At 65.0% G+C, this 14,551-nt stretch carries 15 protein-coding genes; 14 read left to right on the top strand and 1 reads right to left on the bottom strand.

The features are described 5' to 3' along the window. The 8 genes from QA642_RS32950 (at nt 1) to QA642_RS32915 (ending at nt 8,582) form a co-directional block, all read left to right on the top strand. Nucleotides 1–927, top strand: coding sequence for a Gfo/Idh/MocA family oxidoreductase (locus QA642_RS32950; RefSeq protein ID WP_283080606.1), 927 nt, complete (start codon nt 1–3; stop codon nt 925–927). A gap of 2 nt (nt 928–929) precedes the next feature. Further along, complete coding sequence (locus tag QA642_RS32945) at nt 930–2,006, top strand: aldose epimerase family protein (protein WP_283080605.1); 1,077 nt, start codon at nt 930–932, stop codon at nt 2,004–2,006. After that, nucleotides 2,003–2,884, top strand: coding sequence for an SMP-30/gluconolactonase/LRE family protein (locus QA642_RS32940; RefSeq protein ID WP_283080604.1), 882 nt, complete (start codon nt 2,003–2,005; stop codon nt 2,882–2,884). Before QA642_RS32945 ends, QA642_RS32940 begins: the two co-directional genes overlap by 4 nt. A gap of 71 nt (nt 2,885–2,955) precedes the next feature. Beyond that, nucleotides 2,956–4,029 (top strand): multiple monosaccharide ABC transporter substrate-binding protein, encoded by a 1,074-nt coding sequence (chvE, locus tag QA642_RS32935; protein WP_283080603.1) that lies wholly within the window; start codon nt 2,956–2,958, stop codon nt 4,027–4,029. A gap of 113 nt (nt 4,030–4,142) precedes the next feature. Continuing rightward, nucleotides 4,143–5,720, top strand: coding sequence for a multiple monosaccharide ABC transporter ATP-binding protein (gene mmsA, locus QA642_RS32930; RefSeq protein ID WP_283080602.1), 1,578 nt, complete (start codon nt 4,143–4,145; stop codon nt 5,718–5,720). Further along, nucleotides 5,717–6,907 carry a multiple monosaccharide ABC transporter permease gene (mmsB, locus tag QA642_RS32925; RefSeq protein WP_283080601.1) on the top strand — a complete coding sequence of 397 codons (1,191 nt, stop codon included), beginning with the start codon at nt 5,717–5,719 and terminating at the stop codon, nt 6,905–6,907. Before mmsA ends, mmsB begins: the two co-directional genes overlap by 4 nt. Nucleotides 6,908–7,061: 154 nt before the next feature. Next, complete coding sequence (locus QA642_RS32920; RefSeq protein WP_283080600.1) at nt 7,062–7,202, top strand: hypothetical protein; 141 nt, start codon at nt 7,062–7,064, stop codon at nt 7,200–7,202. A gap of 123 nt (nt 7,203–7,325) precedes the next feature. After that, nucleotides 7,326–8,582, top strand: a complete 1,257-nt coding sequence (locus tag QA642_RS32915; protein ID WP_283080599.1) for an ATP-binding protein — start codon at nt 7,326–7,328, stop codon at nt 8,580–8,582. Between the two features lie 27 nt (nt 8,583–8,609). Here QA642_RS32915 and QA642_RS32910 read toward each other — a convergent pair whose 3' ends face one another. Beyond that, a complete protein-coding gene (locus tag QA642_RS32910) occupies nt 8,610–8,765 on the bottom strand; it encodes a hypothetical protein (RefSeq protein ID WP_085965373.1) in 156 nt (51 codons plus the stop codon). Between the two features lie 171 nt (nt 8,766–8,936). Here QA642_RS32910 and QA642_RS32905 point away from each other — a divergent pair, with 171 nt between their 5' ends. The 6 genes from QA642_RS32905 (at nt 8,937) to QA642_RS32880 (ending at nt 14,542) form a co-directional block, all read left to right on the top strand. Further along, nucleotides 8,937–9,512, top strand: a complete 576-nt coding sequence (locus tag QA642_RS32905; RefSeq protein WP_283080598.1) for a cytochrome c oxidase subunit 3 family protein — start codon at nt 8,937–8,939, stop codon at nt 9,510–9,512. Between the two features lie 2 nt (nt 9,513–9,514). Then, on the top strand, nt 9,515–9,775 hold the full coding sequence (locus QA642_RS32900; protein ID WP_283080597.1) for a cytochrome C oxidase subunit IV family protein: 261 nt from the start codon (nt 9,515–9,517) through the stop codon (nt 9,773–9,775). A gap of 112 nt (nt 9,776–9,887) precedes the next feature. Further along, on the top strand, nt 9,888–10,340 hold the full coding sequence (locus QA642_RS32895) for a cytochrome c (protein WP_283080596.1): 453 nt from the start codon (nt 9,888–9,890) through the stop codon (nt 10,338–10,340). A gap of 52 nt (nt 10,341–10,392) precedes the next feature. Then, entirely contained in the window at nt 10,393–11,739 is a 1,347-nt protein-coding gene (locus QA642_RS32890; RefSeq protein ID WP_283080595.1) for a cbb3-type cytochrome c oxidase subunit I, read from the top strand. A gap of 60 nt (nt 11,740–11,799) precedes the next feature. Next, nucleotides 11,800–12,612, top strand: a complete 813-nt coding sequence (locus QA642_RS32885; protein WP_283080594.1) for a CbbQ/NirQ/NorQ/GpvN family protein — start codon at nt 11,800–11,802, stop codon at nt 12,610–12,612. A gap of 10 nt (nt 12,613–12,622) precedes the next feature. Then, nucleotides 12,623–14,542: a VWA domain-containing protein gene (locus tag QA642_RS32880; protein WP_283080593.1), complete on the top strand. Its 1,920-nt coding sequence runs from the start codon at nt 12,623–12,625 to the stop codon at nt 14,540–14,542. Nucleotides 14,543–14,551: the final 9 nt, after the last annotated feature.

Here is a 14,551-nt window from a genome sequence, read left to right as displayed (position 1 = left end):
GTGAGCGAACTTCGCATCGCCATCGTCGGCTTCGGCAAGATCGCACGCGACCAGCATGTCGGTGCGATCGCCGCGGTCCCGGGCGCGGCACTCGCGGCCGTCGCCAGCCGCAACGCATCGCTGCCGGGGCTGCCGCATTTCGCCACCGTCGAAGAACTGCTGGAGCAGGGACCGCCGATCGATGCGGTCTCACTCTGCACGCCGCCGCAGGTGCGGCGCGCCCAGGCCGCTGCGGCGCTCGCGGCCGGCAAGCACGTGATGCTGGAGAAGCCGCCGGGCACCGGCGTTGCCGAGCTCGATCCGCTTGTCGCGATGGCGGCGAAGGCAAAGCGGACGTTGTTTGCGACCTGGCATTCGCGTTACGCACCGGCGGTCGAGCCCGCGCGCGAATGGCTCGCCACGCGCCGGCTCAAATCGGTGCACATCAACTGGAAAGAAGACGTCCGCGTCTGGCATCCCGGGCAGGCCTGGATCTGGGAACCAGGCGGGCTCGGCGTGTTCGACCCCGGCATTAACGCGCTGTCGATCCTGACCCGGATCCTGCCGCAGCCGGTCTTCGTCACCGCGGCCGAGCTCGCATTTCCAGCCAATTGCCAGGCGCCGATCGCCGCGTACCTGACGCTGACCGACATCGATGGCCTCCCTGTTACCGCCGAGTTCGATTTCCGCCAGACCGGGCCTCAGAGCTGGGATATCCTGGTCGAAACCGACGAGGGGCAAATGACGCTGTCCCGGGGCGGCAGGATCATGGCGCTCGATGGCAAGGTTGTTGCCGAGGCGCCCGATGAGGAATATCGCGAGCTATATCGGCGCTTCGTCGCACTCACCGCGACCGGAACGAGCGACGTCGACCTGGCGCCGCTCCGTCTCGTCGCCGACGCGTTCCTGCTCGGCAAGCGTACCCTGGTCGAACCGTTCGTGGACTGAACATGGTTGGCTCAAGAACAACAAGAGACGTCTTCGGAACGCTGCCTGACGGCCGCAAGGTCGAGCGTATCGTGCTGCGCGGCGAGGGTGGTTTCGAAGCCCGCATCATCACCCATGGCGCGGTGATCCAGGCGCTAATCGCGCCGGACGCCAAGGGTGGCACCGACGACGTCGTGCTCGGCCATGACGCCTTCGCCGGCTATCTCGCCGAGCGGAAGTTTCTCGGCGCCACCGTCGGCCGCTACGCCAACCGTATCGCCAAGGGACAGTTTTCACTCGATGGCGAGACCTTCCAGCTCCCCGTCAACAACGGCCCGAACGCCTTGCATGGCGGCCTGGACGGTTTCGATCGCAAGCTGTGGGACATCGGCGGGATCGACGATGGCGCCGAGCCCGCAGTGACGCTGACGTACACGAGCCCGCACGGCGAGGAAAACTATCCCGGCAAGCTCGAGGTCCGCCTGACCTATCGCGTCACTGGCCCGGCCGAGCTGTCGCTGATGATGGAAGCACGGACGGACCGTCCGACCATTGTCAACCTCACCAACCACAGCTTCTTCAACCTGGAAGGCGCGACCTCGGGCACGCCCATTCTCGATCACAAGCTGACGGTCGCGGCCGAGCACTTCCTCGCCATCGATCCCACCGCCATTCCGCTGCCCGAGCCGCCACGCGCGGTGGCGGGCACGCCGTTCGACTTCCGCGACGCGCAGGCCGTCGGTGCGCGCATCCGCGACAGCCACGAGCAATTGCGCAACGGCAGGGGCTACGACCATACCTATTGCCTTGGACGTGACGGCAAGCTTGCGCTCGCGGCGCGGCTGGAGGCGCCGCGCTCGGGGCGCATCATGGAGCTGTTCACCAATCAGCCGGGGCTTCAGGTCTATTCCGGCAACTATCTCGACGGCACGATCTCGGGCAAGGGGGACAAGCTCATTCGGCAATCGGACGCCATGTGTCTCGAACCGCATATGTGGCCCAATTCGCCGAACCGGCCGGATTTTCCAAGCCCGCGCCTCGATCCCGGCCAAGTCTATCGGCATCACACCGTCTATCGCTTCACAGTGAGGACGCCATGATCGAACAGGTGCCGACCTCCGTCCTGTCCGCCGAGCAGTGTCACCTTGGCGAAGGGCCGACCTATGACGTGACCACCGACACCGCGTGGTGGTTCGACATCCGCGAAGGACGGCTGTTCGAGGCGCATCTCGCCAGCCGCAGCATCCGCGTTCATGATCTCGGCCGGATGGCGAGCGCGCTCGGGCGGATCGACGCCGAGCGTCAGCTGATCGTCGCGGAAGATGGCCTCTACATCCGCAAGCTCGCCGATGGCTCGATGACCGCGCTCTGTCCGCTCGAAGCCGACAATCCCGCCACGCGCTCCAACGATGCCCGCGTGCATCAGTCCGGCACGTTCTGGATCGGCACCATGGGTCGCAAGGCGGAAGCCGGGGCCGGCGCGATCTACGCGTTCCATCGCGGCAAGATCTCGACGCTGTTTCCCGGCATCAGCATCCCGAACTCGATCTGCTTCTCGCCTGACGGCGCGACCGGCTATTTCGCCGACACTGCGCGCGCCGTGCTCTACGCGGTGCCGCTCAATCCGGCCACCGGCCTGCCGCGCGGTGAGCCGGAGGTGCTGCTGCGCCACACCGGCGTCGGCGGCCTCGATGGCTCGGTGTGCGACGCCGATGGAAATATCTGGAACGCCTGCTGGGGCGCGAGCCGTATCGACGTCTACTCGCCGCAGGGCGAACACCTGCGCACGCTCAGCGTGCCGGCAAAACAGTCGAGCTGCCCGGCCTTCGTCGGCCCCGATCTGTCGCGCCTGCTCGTCACTTCGGCCTGGCAGGACATGGACGCAGCAGCGCGCGCCGCCGATCCGCAAGCCGGTTGCACCTTTCTCTTGGAGGCATCCGCGCGTGGCCGAGCGGAACCCGACGTCAAGCTCGCATAGGAGGCCAGAGGCAATCCACCCAAGTTCTCGACGAAACGAAGAACCAGTCTGACACCCAAAGGGAGTGAAGCATGTTGAAACTGAAGACGACATTTCTCGCGCTGGCGCTGGCCGGCGCTGCAACGCTGGCAGCTGGCGTCACCGCCTCCGCACAGGAGAAGGCAACCGTCGGCATCGCCATGCCGACCAAGTCCTCGGCGCGCTGGATCGATGACGGCAACAACATGGTCAAGGTGTTGAAGGAGCGCGGCTACAACACCGACCTGCAATACGCCGAGGACGACATCCCGAACCAGCTCTCGCAGGTCGAGAACATGGTGACCAAGGGTGCCAAGGCGCTGGTGATCGCTGCGATCGACGGCACCACGCTGTCCGACGTGCTCAAGCAGGCGAAGGCAAAAGGCATCACCGTGATCGCCTATGACCGCCTGATCCGCGGCACGCCGAACGTCGACTATTATGCGACCTTCGACAATTTCCAGGTCGGCGTGCTCCAGGCGGAGTCGATCGTGCAGGGGCTCGGCCTGAAGGAGGGCAAGGGTCCGTTCAACATCGAGCTGTTCGGCGGCTCGCCCGACGACAACAACGCCTACTTCTTCTACAATGGCGCGATGAGCGTGCTGAAGCCCTATATCGACAGCGGCAAGCTCGTCGTCGTCTCCGGCCAGATGGGCATGGACAAGGTCGCGACCTTGCGCTGGGACGGCGCCACGGCCCAGGCCCGCATGGACAATCTGCTCAGCGCCTACTACGGCAACAAGAAGGTCCACGCGGTGCTGTCGCCCTATGACGGCCTCTCGATCGGCATCATCTCCTCGCTGAAGGGCGTCGGCTATGGCAGCGCCGACCAGCCGATGCCGATCATCAGCGGCCAGGATGCCGAGGTACCCTCGATCAAGGCTATGCTGCGCGGCGACCAGTATTCGACCATCTTCAAGGACACCCGCGATCTCGCCAAGGTGACTGCGGACATGGTGGATGCCGCGCTCGCCGGCAAGCAGGTCGCCGTCAACGACACCAAGACCTACGAGAACGGCGTCAAGACCGTGCCGTCCTATCTGCTCAAGCCGGTCGTGGTGTACAAGGACAATTGGGAGAAGACGCTGGTCGACAGCGGCTACTACAAGAAGTCGCAGTTCCAGTAAAAGTTGCTTCTCCGTCATTCCGGGGCGATGCGTAGCATCGAGCCCGGAATCTCGAGGTTCCGGGTTCGCCCTTCGGGCGCCCCGGAACGACGGTGATTTAGGGACATGACACGATGACCGCCATGCTGGAGATGCGCAACGTCAGCAAGAGCTTTGCCGGCGTTCAGGCGCTGCGCGACGTCAACTTCTCGGTCGAGGCCGGCCAGATCCACGCCCTCGTCGGCGAGAACGGCGCGGGCAAATCGACCCTGATGAAGGTTCTCAGCGGCGTCTATCCCGCCGGCAGCTACGAGGGCACCATCGTCTTCGAGGGCGAGGAGCGCCGCTTCCGCGACATCAACGATTCCGAGGCGCTCGGCATCATCATCATCCACCAGGAGCTGGCGCTGATCCCGCTGATGTCGATCGCTGAGAACATTTTCCTGTCGCATCCGCCGTCGAAGTTCGGCGTCATCGACCGCGACGAGGTCTACCGGCGCACGCGCGAGCTGCTGGCGCAGGTCGGCCTGAGGGAGTCGCCGGATACGCTGATCACCGACCTCGGCGTCGGCAAGCAGCAGCTGGTCGAGATCGCCAAGGCGCTCTCCAAGCGCGTCCGCATGCTGATCCTGGACGAGCCGACCGCGAGCCTCAACGAGGCCGACAGCGCCGCGCTGCTCGAGCGCCTGATGGCGTTCCGCGAGCAGGGCATCGGCTCGATCCTGATCTCGCACAAGCTCAACGAGGTCGCCAAGGTCGCCGACCACATCACCGTGCTGCGCGACGGCCGCACCGTCGACAGCATCGACTGCCGGGCCGAACCGATCCAGGAAGACCGCATCATCCGCAGCATGGTCAACCGCGATATGGCTCACCGTTTCCCGGAGCGTAGCGCGAAGATTGGCGAGCCCGTGCTGGCCGTCGAGAATTGGTCGGTCTATCACCCCATCCATCCCGAGCGGCAGGTGATCAAGAACGTCAATTTCGGCGTCAAACGCGGCGAGGTCGTCGGCATCGCCGGGCTGATGGGGGCGGGCCGCACCGAGTTCGCCATGAGCCTGTTCGGCCGCTCCTGGGGCACCAATATCAGCGGCCGCATCCGGCTTGAGGACCGGGAGATTGCGCTGCCGAGCGTCGCCGCGGCGATCGATGCCGGTCTTGCCTATGTCACCGAGGACCGCAAGCAGCTCGGCCTGATCCTCGCCGACGACGTCCGCAAGAACATCACGCTCGCCAGCCTCGAGCAGGTCGCGCCAGGGAAGGTGATCGACGACATCGCCGAGCTGAAAGTCGCCAGCGATTACCGCAACCGGATGCGCATCCGCTGCTCCGACGTCTACCAGGAGACCGGGCAGCTCTCCGGCGGGAACCAGCAGAAGGTGGTGCTGTCGAAATGGCTGATGACCGACCCGAAGGTCCTGATCCTGGACGAGCCGACAAGGGGTATCGACGTCGGTGCCAAATACGAGATTTACTGTATCATCAACGAGCTCGCGGAAGCCGGCCGCGGCGTCGTGGTGATCTCCTCGGAGATGCCCGAGCTGCTCGGCATCTGCGACCGCATCTGCGTCATGAACGACGGCGCCTTCGTCGGCGAGTTCAAGGGCGCGGATGCGACACAGGAAAAGATCATGCGCGCCATCATGCGCAACGAACGAAGCAATGGAAACAGCGCGGCTGAGGCCGCGGAGATGGGAGGTGAGCGGCCATGACCGACAAGACGGTTTCGCTGCCCGAGGAGCGCCGGCACGGCAGCTTCATCAAGAACAATTTGCGCAACTACGGCATGCTGATGTCGCTGGTTGCGATCATGCTGTTCTTCCAGGTCATGACCGGCGGTACGCTGCTCCAGCCGCTCAACCTGACCAATCTGGTGCTGCAGAACAGCTATATCGTCATCATGGCGCTGGGCATGCTCCTGGTGATCGTCACCGGCCACATCGACCTCTCGGTCGGCTCGGTCGCGGGCTTTGTCGGCGCCGTCGCCGCCCTGCTCATGGTGACCTACAAGGTCGACTACACGCTCGCTTTCATCGCCTGCCTCGCGGTCGGCGCGGCCATCGGCGCCGCGCAGGGCTATTGGGTGGCCTATTTCAAGATCCCGTCCTTCATCGTGACGCTGGCGGGCATGCTCGTGTTCAAGGGATTGGCGCTCGCGGTGTTGCAGGGCCAGTCGCTCGGACCGTTCCCGTCGACCTTCCAGAAACTGTCGTCGGGCTTCATTCCGGAGCTGCTGCCCGAGGCCGGAACGCTGCATCCGACCTCCATGCTGATCGGCGCGGTACTTGCGCTCGGCCTGGTCTACGCCAGCGCCAAAAGCCGCGCGCGCGAAGTGTCGCACGGCATCGAGGTCGAGCCTTATGCGTTCTTCCTCGGCAAGAGTGTCGTGCTCGCCTGCGCCGTGCTCTATTTCACCTATCTGATCGCGACCTATCGCGGCCTGCCCAACGTGCTGGTGATCATGAGCGCGCTGATCGCGCTCTACGGCTTCGTCACCCGCCGCACCGTGATCGGCCGCCAGATCTATGCGGTCGGCGGCAATGCCAAGGCGGCCAGCCTGTCCGGCATCAAGACCGAACGGCTGACCTTCCTCACCTTCGTCAACATGGGTGTGCTCGCCGCGCTCGCCGGTCTCGTCTTCGCCGCGCGCCTCAACACCGCGACCCCAAAGGCAGGTCTGGGCTTCGAGCTCGACGTCATTGCCGCCTGCTTCATCGGCGGCGCCTCGGCCTATGGCGGTGTCGGGCGCGTCGGCGGCGCCGTGGTCGGCGCCATGATCATGGGCGTGATGAACAACGGCATGTCCATTCTGGGCATCGGCATCGATTATCAGCAGGTCATCAAGGGCCTGGTGCTGCTCGGGGCGGTGTGCATCGATGTGTATAATCAGCGGCGGTAGGCGCAAAATCACGTCGCGGAGGTGAGATTCTGGCGCCGGCCGCGCCAGATTTCGATCACGGCATCGGCATCGCGACCGGGTCCGATGCCTCGCGATGACCATGATTTGGGGTCTAGATCCGGGGCCGAGCGGGGGCACGGGCAGGGCAGCACCAGTGGCGGCTCATATCCGCGAGATGACGGACGACGAATTTGAGGGGCGGCTTCGCATCCTCGTGCGCATCGTTTCCGTCTGCACCCTGGGGCTCTGGTCCTTTGCTGCAGGTTTGTTGATCGGGGCCTTTGTTCTGTTTTGAAAGTCGCTTCACGTCAAAGCCTCGGAACGAGAGGTGCCGGCGCGTCTTCTTGATCTAGATCAACCGGCAACCAGTTTCGCTCGAATTTCATGCGGTTGGCGCAAGGGATCGCGGGGAACCTGAGTGACGCGTACAGTGAGGTCATCGCCGGCTTCGGAGGTGATGCTGGTCTCGACGTTGCCGGCGTTGCAGCTGATCTACGACACCGCCCCGATCGGGCTCGCCTGTCTGTCACCGGACTGCCGCTACCTGCTGATCAACCAGCGCCTGACCGAAATCTGCGGCATATCCGTCGAGGGCCATCTCGGGCATACGGTCAGGGATTGCGTGCCAGCCTTGGCGGAGTCCGTCGAACAGATCGTCCGTTCGATCATGGAGACCGGCGAGCCCGTGATCGGCATCGAGGTGGCAGGGCAGCGGGCCGACCAGGTCGAGGAGCGCTCTTGGGTCACCTATTGGCATCCGCTGCGCATGCCGAACGACGAAATCGTCGCGGTCAACGTGGCAGCGGAGGAGATCACCGAGCGGAAGCGCGCCGAGCGGGAGATCCGCAGTGCCCGGGATGCCGCGGAGACCGCGCTTCGTCATTTGCGTGATATCCAGGACACTCTGATCGAGGCGGAAAAGCTGGCGGCGCTCGGGCGCATGGTCGCCGGTGTCGCGCACGAGATCAACACGCCGCTCGGCAGCAGCCTGACGGTCGCCTCGACGCTCCAACGCAAGGCCGAGCAGTTCGCCGCGGAGGTCGCGCGAGGCAGTCTCAAGCGTTCGACATTGACGGGCTTTCTGGAGCTGGTGGGCGATGCCTCGGCGCAGCTGGTCACCAATCTCGGCCGCGCCGCCGAACGGGTGCAGTCCTTCAAGCAGGTGGCGGCCGATCAGACCCAGTCACACCGGCGCGGCTTCGATGCGGGCGAATTGACCGGCCAGGTTCTCTCCCAGTTCGAGCGGCAGCTGCGCACGCGCGACGTCACGCTCGGCCTGAGCTGCGAGCCAAATTTGGCCATGGACAGCTATCCTGGTCCGTTCGGTCAGGTGCTCACCAATCTCGCCGTCAACGCGATGACGCATGCCTTCTCCGGCAGCGGAGGAGGGAAGATCGACGTCTCGCTCCGCGCGGCAGGCCACAGGCATATAGAGCTGTTGTTTGCCGACGACGGTTGCGGCATGGCGCCCGACGTGGAGCGGCGGGCGTTCGATCCCTTCTTCACCACACGCCGGCATGACGGGGCGAGCGGCCTCGGCCTGCACATCGTGCACAGCATCGTCGTGGACCGATTGGGCGGACAGCTCCGGCTCGAAAGCCAGCCCGGCGAGGGCACGCGGTTTCAGTTGGTCCTGCCGAGAACGGCGCCCAATCGGCGATCCGGCGCGAGCTGATCGCGCCCCCGATCCGCGGCGTCCGAATTATTGTGTCGTGAACAGCACCGTCGCGATCGCGACGGAAAGGCTCACCGCCGAGACCGTCGCGACCGTCGACAACACGCCCATGCGCCGGAGCGCGATGGCGAAGGCGATGATGATGGGTGTCGCGGTCATCAGCCCGATCTGTGCATCGCTCATGTCGTCGCTCGCCGCTCCCTGGGAATCCTGAGCCGGTTCGTACCGCGATCGAGCGAACCGGACATTGCGTCGGCGCAAACATCTCCGCCGGCGATCCCCAGTTTGTTCTGCAACAAATTCCGAACAGGACGGCTGAGCTAAGACTGACTGGTGTCCTGATCCGGAAAGACGATGTCTGCGGCCGATTGCGAACAAGAGGGAACCGGCTGGGGAATTTTGGAAGATCTCCCCGGCGATCCCATGATCTGGGTGCTGATCTTCAGCGAGCTCGTCGCCTTCGGCCTGTTTCTCGGCGCCTTCGTGGTCGCCCGCGCGATCCATCCCGCGGTGTTTGCGACGGGGCAGGCAGCGCTCGATTCGAACCTCGCGGGCCTCAATACCGTGGTGCTGGTGACCAGCGGCTGGGCCGCGGCCCGGGCGACGAAATCCGCGCGGGCGAGCGAGAAGCGGACATCACGCCGCTGGCTCCTGATCGCGATGGCGCTCGGCGGCTTCTTCATCGCGATCAAGCTGGCTGAATATGCCGAGGAGATCGGGCGCGGCATTGGCTTGGAGACCAGCCCGTTCTTCACGCTCTACTTCCTGCTGACCGGCTTCCATCTCCTACATGTTGGTCTCGGCATCATCATCCTCGCCGTGGTCTGCCGCCGCGCCGAGACAGTGGGCGTCGAGACGGGCGCCGCCTTCTGGCACATGGTCGATCTGGTCTGGATCGTCATGTTCCCGATTCTCTATCTGGCGCGGTGACGATGCCGGATCGCCTCGACATCACCTGGATCGTGCTGATCGGCCTCGCACTCGCGACCATCCTGCTTCCGCCGCTGATGCCGCGTCCGCTGCTCGGAAACGCCGTGCTGCTGTCGCTGGCCGCCGTCAAGGGCCGCCGGATCGCGCTCGACTTCATGGATCTGCGCGCCGTGCCCGCGCTGTGGCGCGGTCTCGTCGGTGCCTGGATCATCATCGTGCCGCTGTTCGCCTGGCTCGCCTCCGCCGTCATCGCCCTGATCTGACGCGGTCGACGCGAGCGTTCATTGCGCCCCGACAAAGACCCGTCCGCGCTAACAGGCAAGATACAGCATCACCGCTTCCTCACGGCTGAATTCACAACGGAAAGGATTGGCAATGGCTGAACGCCTGACCAAGTCGGCGGCTCGAAACGTCTTCTACGGCGGCTCGGCCTTCTTCTTCGCCATCTTCTTAGGGCTGACGGCGCACAGCCACTACTACATGGCCACGACCTCGACGGATGCATCGACGCTGACGTCGTCGGTCGCGCGCGGCAAGCATGTCTGGGAGAAGAACTCCTGTATCAATTGCCACACGCTGCTCGGCGAGGGCGCCTATTTCGCACCTGAAGTCGGCAACGTCTGGGACCGCTGGGGCGGCAACGAGGATCCGGCCGCGGCGCGCGAGACGCTGAAGGCCTGGATGCAATCGCAGCCCTCGGGCGCGGAAGGGCGGCGGCAGATGCCGCAGTTCAACCTCACCGACCAGGAGCTCAACGACCTCGCCGACTTCCTGCAATGGACCAGCAAGATCAAGCGCCAGGAATGGCCGCCGAACAAGGCGGGCTAGCGCGCCTGTCTCTTTCAAGACCTTGCCTCTTTCAAGACAGAGAGAACCCGAGATGAAATATCAGACCCAGAAAGTCGCGATGCTGTATTTCTACGGCGCGTTGACGCTGTTCCTGGCCCAGGTCCTGTTCGGCCTGCTCGCCGGAACCATCTACGTCCTGCCCAACACGCTGTCGGTCATCCTGCCGTTCAACATCGTCCGGATGATCCACACCAACGCGCTGATCGTGTGGTCGCTGATTGGCTTCATGGGCGCGACCTACTTCCTGCTGCCCGAGGAGACCGAGACCGAGCTGTACAGCCCGCTGCTGGCAAAGATCCAGTTCTGGATGTTTTTTGGCGCCGCTGGCGTGGCCGTGGTCGGCTATCTCTTCCACTACCACGAGGGCCGCGAATTCCTCGAACAGCCCTTCATCATCAAGGTCGGCATCGTCGTCGTCTGCCTGATGTTCCTGTTCAACGTCACCATGACGGCGCTGAAGGGCCGCAAGACCACGGTCACCAACATCCTTTTGTTCGGCCTGTGGGGCGTTGCGATCTTTTTCCTGTTCGCCTTCTACAATCCGGCCAACCTCGCCGTCGACAAGATGTACTGGTGGTACGTCGTCCATCTCTGGGTCGAGGGCGTCTGGGAGCTGATCATGGCCTCCGTGCTCGCCTTCTTGATGATCAAGCTCAACGGCATCGACCGCGAGGTGGTGGAGAAGTGGCTTTACGTCATCATTGGGCTAGCGCTGTTCTCCGGCATCCTCGGCACCGGCCACCACTTCTATTGGATCGGCGCGCCCGGCTACTGGCAGTGGATCGGCTCGCTGTTCTCCACGCTCGAGGTCGCACCCTTCTTCACCATGGTGATCTTCACCGTGCAGATGACCTGGAAGGCCGGCCGCAAGCATCCGAACCGCGCCGCACTGTTGTGGTCGGTCGGCTGCTCGGTGATGGCGTTCCTCGGAGCGGGCGTCTGGGGTTTCCTGCACACGCTGTCCTCGGTGAACTATTACACCCACGGCACGCAGGTCACCGCCGCGCACGGCCATCTCGCCTTCTTCGGCGCGTATGTGATGCTGAATCTTTCCGTGATGGCTTACGCGATCCCGCAGATCAAGGGACGCGCGCCTTATAACCAGTGGCTCTCGATGGCAAGCTTCTGGATCATGTGCACGGCCATGATGACCATGACCTTCGCGCTGACCTTTGCTGGCGTGATCCAGGTCCATCTCCAGCGCGTGCTCGGCCAGAGTTACATGGACGTGCAGGATCAGCTCGCTTTCTTTTACTGGGTGCGGCTCGGCTCCGGCGTGTTCGTCGCGATCTCCGCGCTGATGTTCGTCTGGGCCGTGCTGGTGCCGGGCCGCGAGAAGCCGGTGACGATCCCGGCTGCGTTGCAGCCGGCCGAGTGAATGCGAAGGCGGCCGCGAACGTCGCGGCCGCCTTGTCAAACCGATTTTCGGAGAAGGATCATGAAAGCAGCACTTCACGCCCTGGCGGCCCCCGCGCCCGAACTCCCGGCCTATGTCGCGAGCGGCAACGAATGCGCGCTGTTCGAGCACGCCTGGCGGCATCGGCTGCCGGTGTTGCTGAAGGGGCCGACCGGCTGCGGCAAGACCCGCTTTGTCGCGCATATGGCGACGCGGCTGGGGCTGCCGCTCCACACCGTTGCCTGTCACGACGATCTCACCGCCGCCGATCTCACCGGCCGCTATCTCTTGAGGGGCGGCGACACCGTATGGACCGACGGTCCGCTGACGCGCGCGGTGCGCGATGGCGGCATCTGCTATCTCGACGAAGTGGTGGAGGCGCGCAAGGATGTCACTGTGGTGCTGCATCCGCTGACCGACGACCGCCGCATCCTGCCGCTGGAGCGCACCGGCGAGGAGATCGCGGCGCCGAGCAGCTTCATGCTCGTCGTCTCCTACAATCCCGGCTACCAGACGCTGCTGAAGGCGCTGAAGCCGTCGACGCGCCAGCGCTTCGTCGCCATCGAGTTCGGCTTCCTCCCGCCGGAGCAGGAGATCGCGGTGGTCGCGGCCGAGAGCGGGCTCGCGCCTGATTACGTGCGGCCGTTGGTGGCGCTGGCCGGCCGGCTGCGCGCGCTGAAGGGCCACGATCTGGAGGAGGGCGTTTCGACCCGTCTCGTCGTCTATTGCGCCACGATGATTGCAGCCGGGGCCTCGATTGCCGATGCCGTGTTGGCAGCCATGATCGAACCGCTGACCGACGACGCCGACGTCAAGACCGCGCTGCTCGACGTCGCGCGCGCCGTGATCTCCTGAAGGTGATGTGATGCTCGATTTCCTCGAGCTTGAAGAAACGGTCGGCCGGGCCTGGCATCGCCTGGTCGGCGGGACCGCGAGCTATCCTGTTCATGCCGAGCACGCCGTGTCGCTCGCGGAGGTGCGCGGCCGGATCGCGACCATGTTTCGCGCGTTCGGCGGCGAGACCGGCGTGCAGATCGCCAGCGCGACTGCCCGTAGGGCGGGGCATCGGCTCGGCTGGCGCCAGCGCATCGGGCTCGGCGACGAGCGGCTGGAGCAGCCGGGGCGCGATGCCGCGACGATCTTCCTGCCCGACAGCATCGCGATATTCGCCGACCGCGAACTGAACGCCGCGCTGTACCGCTGGCTCGCGGCGTGGTTCGCGTTTGCGCCTACTGAGGCGATCGCGGAGGCCGATCCGCTGCGGCGCGATCTCTTGATGCTGCGGCGCGCCAGCGAGATCGCGGTGCTGGTGCTCACCGAATGTCCGGGCCTTGCAGAAGAGTACGGCCGGCTGGCCGCGGCCACCGCCATGGCGCGGCCGCACCGCCCGTTGCCACGGATCGAGCAGGACATGGAGCAGATCGTGCTCGCTCTGCTTGGCGCTGATGTGCCACCTGAGGGCAAGCTGTGGCCGGCGATGATGGGGACGGGAGCGCTGCCGGACAGCGCGCCGCCGGGCTATCGCTCGATTCTGCCGTGTCCGCTCTGGGGCGATTGCTGGACGCGCGCGCTGTCGCCGGCCACTGCGGGCGAGGACGAGGGCGCGCCGGCCGCGGTGCCGGCAGACCAGGACAATCGCAAGCGTTTCGCCGTGCGCGAGCGCGGGGACGGCGCCAGTCGCCGCGATCCCTTCGTGCTCAACCGTTTCGAAAAGATCCTTGCCATGGCCGAGATGGTCAATGTCGACCGTCCGGCCGACGACAGCGAGGACGAGGATGCGCAGAAGGCAGCCGACGACCTGGAAGAGATCACGCTCACCCGCCGCAGCGGTCAGCCGGCGAGCCGCCTCAAATTCGATCTCGATTTGCCGCCGGAAGCGCTCGATGCCTCGCGGTTGAACGCGGACCTCTCCTATCCCGAATGGGATTATCGCAGCGGCTCCTATCTACCCGATCATTGCCGCGTGCTCGCCGCACCAGCTTCCGAAACAGGCGAAATCTGGACGCCCGACGAGACCATGCGCCGGCACATCCGCCAGGTCCGCCGCCGCTTCGAAATCCTGCGGCCGCGTCACGAATTGATGCGTGCGCAGGCCGACGGCCACGATCTCGACCTCGACGCGCTGGTGCGTGCGCGCTGTGATCTGCGCGCCGGCGGCAATGGTGCCGGTCTTGATCGCGTGCATATGGCGATGCGGCCGCAAGGCCACGATCTCGCGGTCACGCTGCTGGTCGACGTCTCGCTCTCGACCGATGCCTGGGTCAATGGTTATCGCGTGCTCGACGTCGAGAAGGAGGCGCTGCTCGTGCTCGCCCATGGACTGTCGGCCTGCGGCGATCACCACAGCATCCTGACCTTCACCTCGCGCCGGCGCTCCTGGGTGCGGCTCGAAACGGTCAAGGCGTTCGGCGAAGCGATGAGCGGCGCGGTCGAGCGCCGCATCGGTGCGCTCAGGCCGGGCTATTACACCCGGATTGGCGCCGCGGTGCGCCATGCCTCCGCCGGGCTTGCACGCCAGCCGCAGCGCAAGAAGCTGCTGCTCGTCCTCACCGACGGCAAGCCGAACGATGTCGATCATTACGAGGGACGCTTCGCGGTCGAAGACACCCGCAAATCCGTGCAGGAGGCGCGGCGGCTCGGCATCGCGGTCTTCGGCGTCACGGTCGATGCTGCCGCGCAATCCTATTTCCCGACGCTGTTTGGCCGCAGCGGCTATGCCATCGTCGGCAATATCAGACGGCTGCCCGCGGCGCTGCCGGCGATCTACCGGCAGGTCGCCCATTGAACGACTAGG

The sequence above is a fragment of the Bradyrhizobium sp. CB2312 genome (genome assembly GCF_029714425.1).
Lineage (GTDB): Bacteria > Pseudomonadota > Alphaproteobacteria > Rhizobiales > Xanthobacteraceae > Bradyrhizobium.
This window is presented reverse-complemented; position numbering and strand designations above follow the sequence as displayed.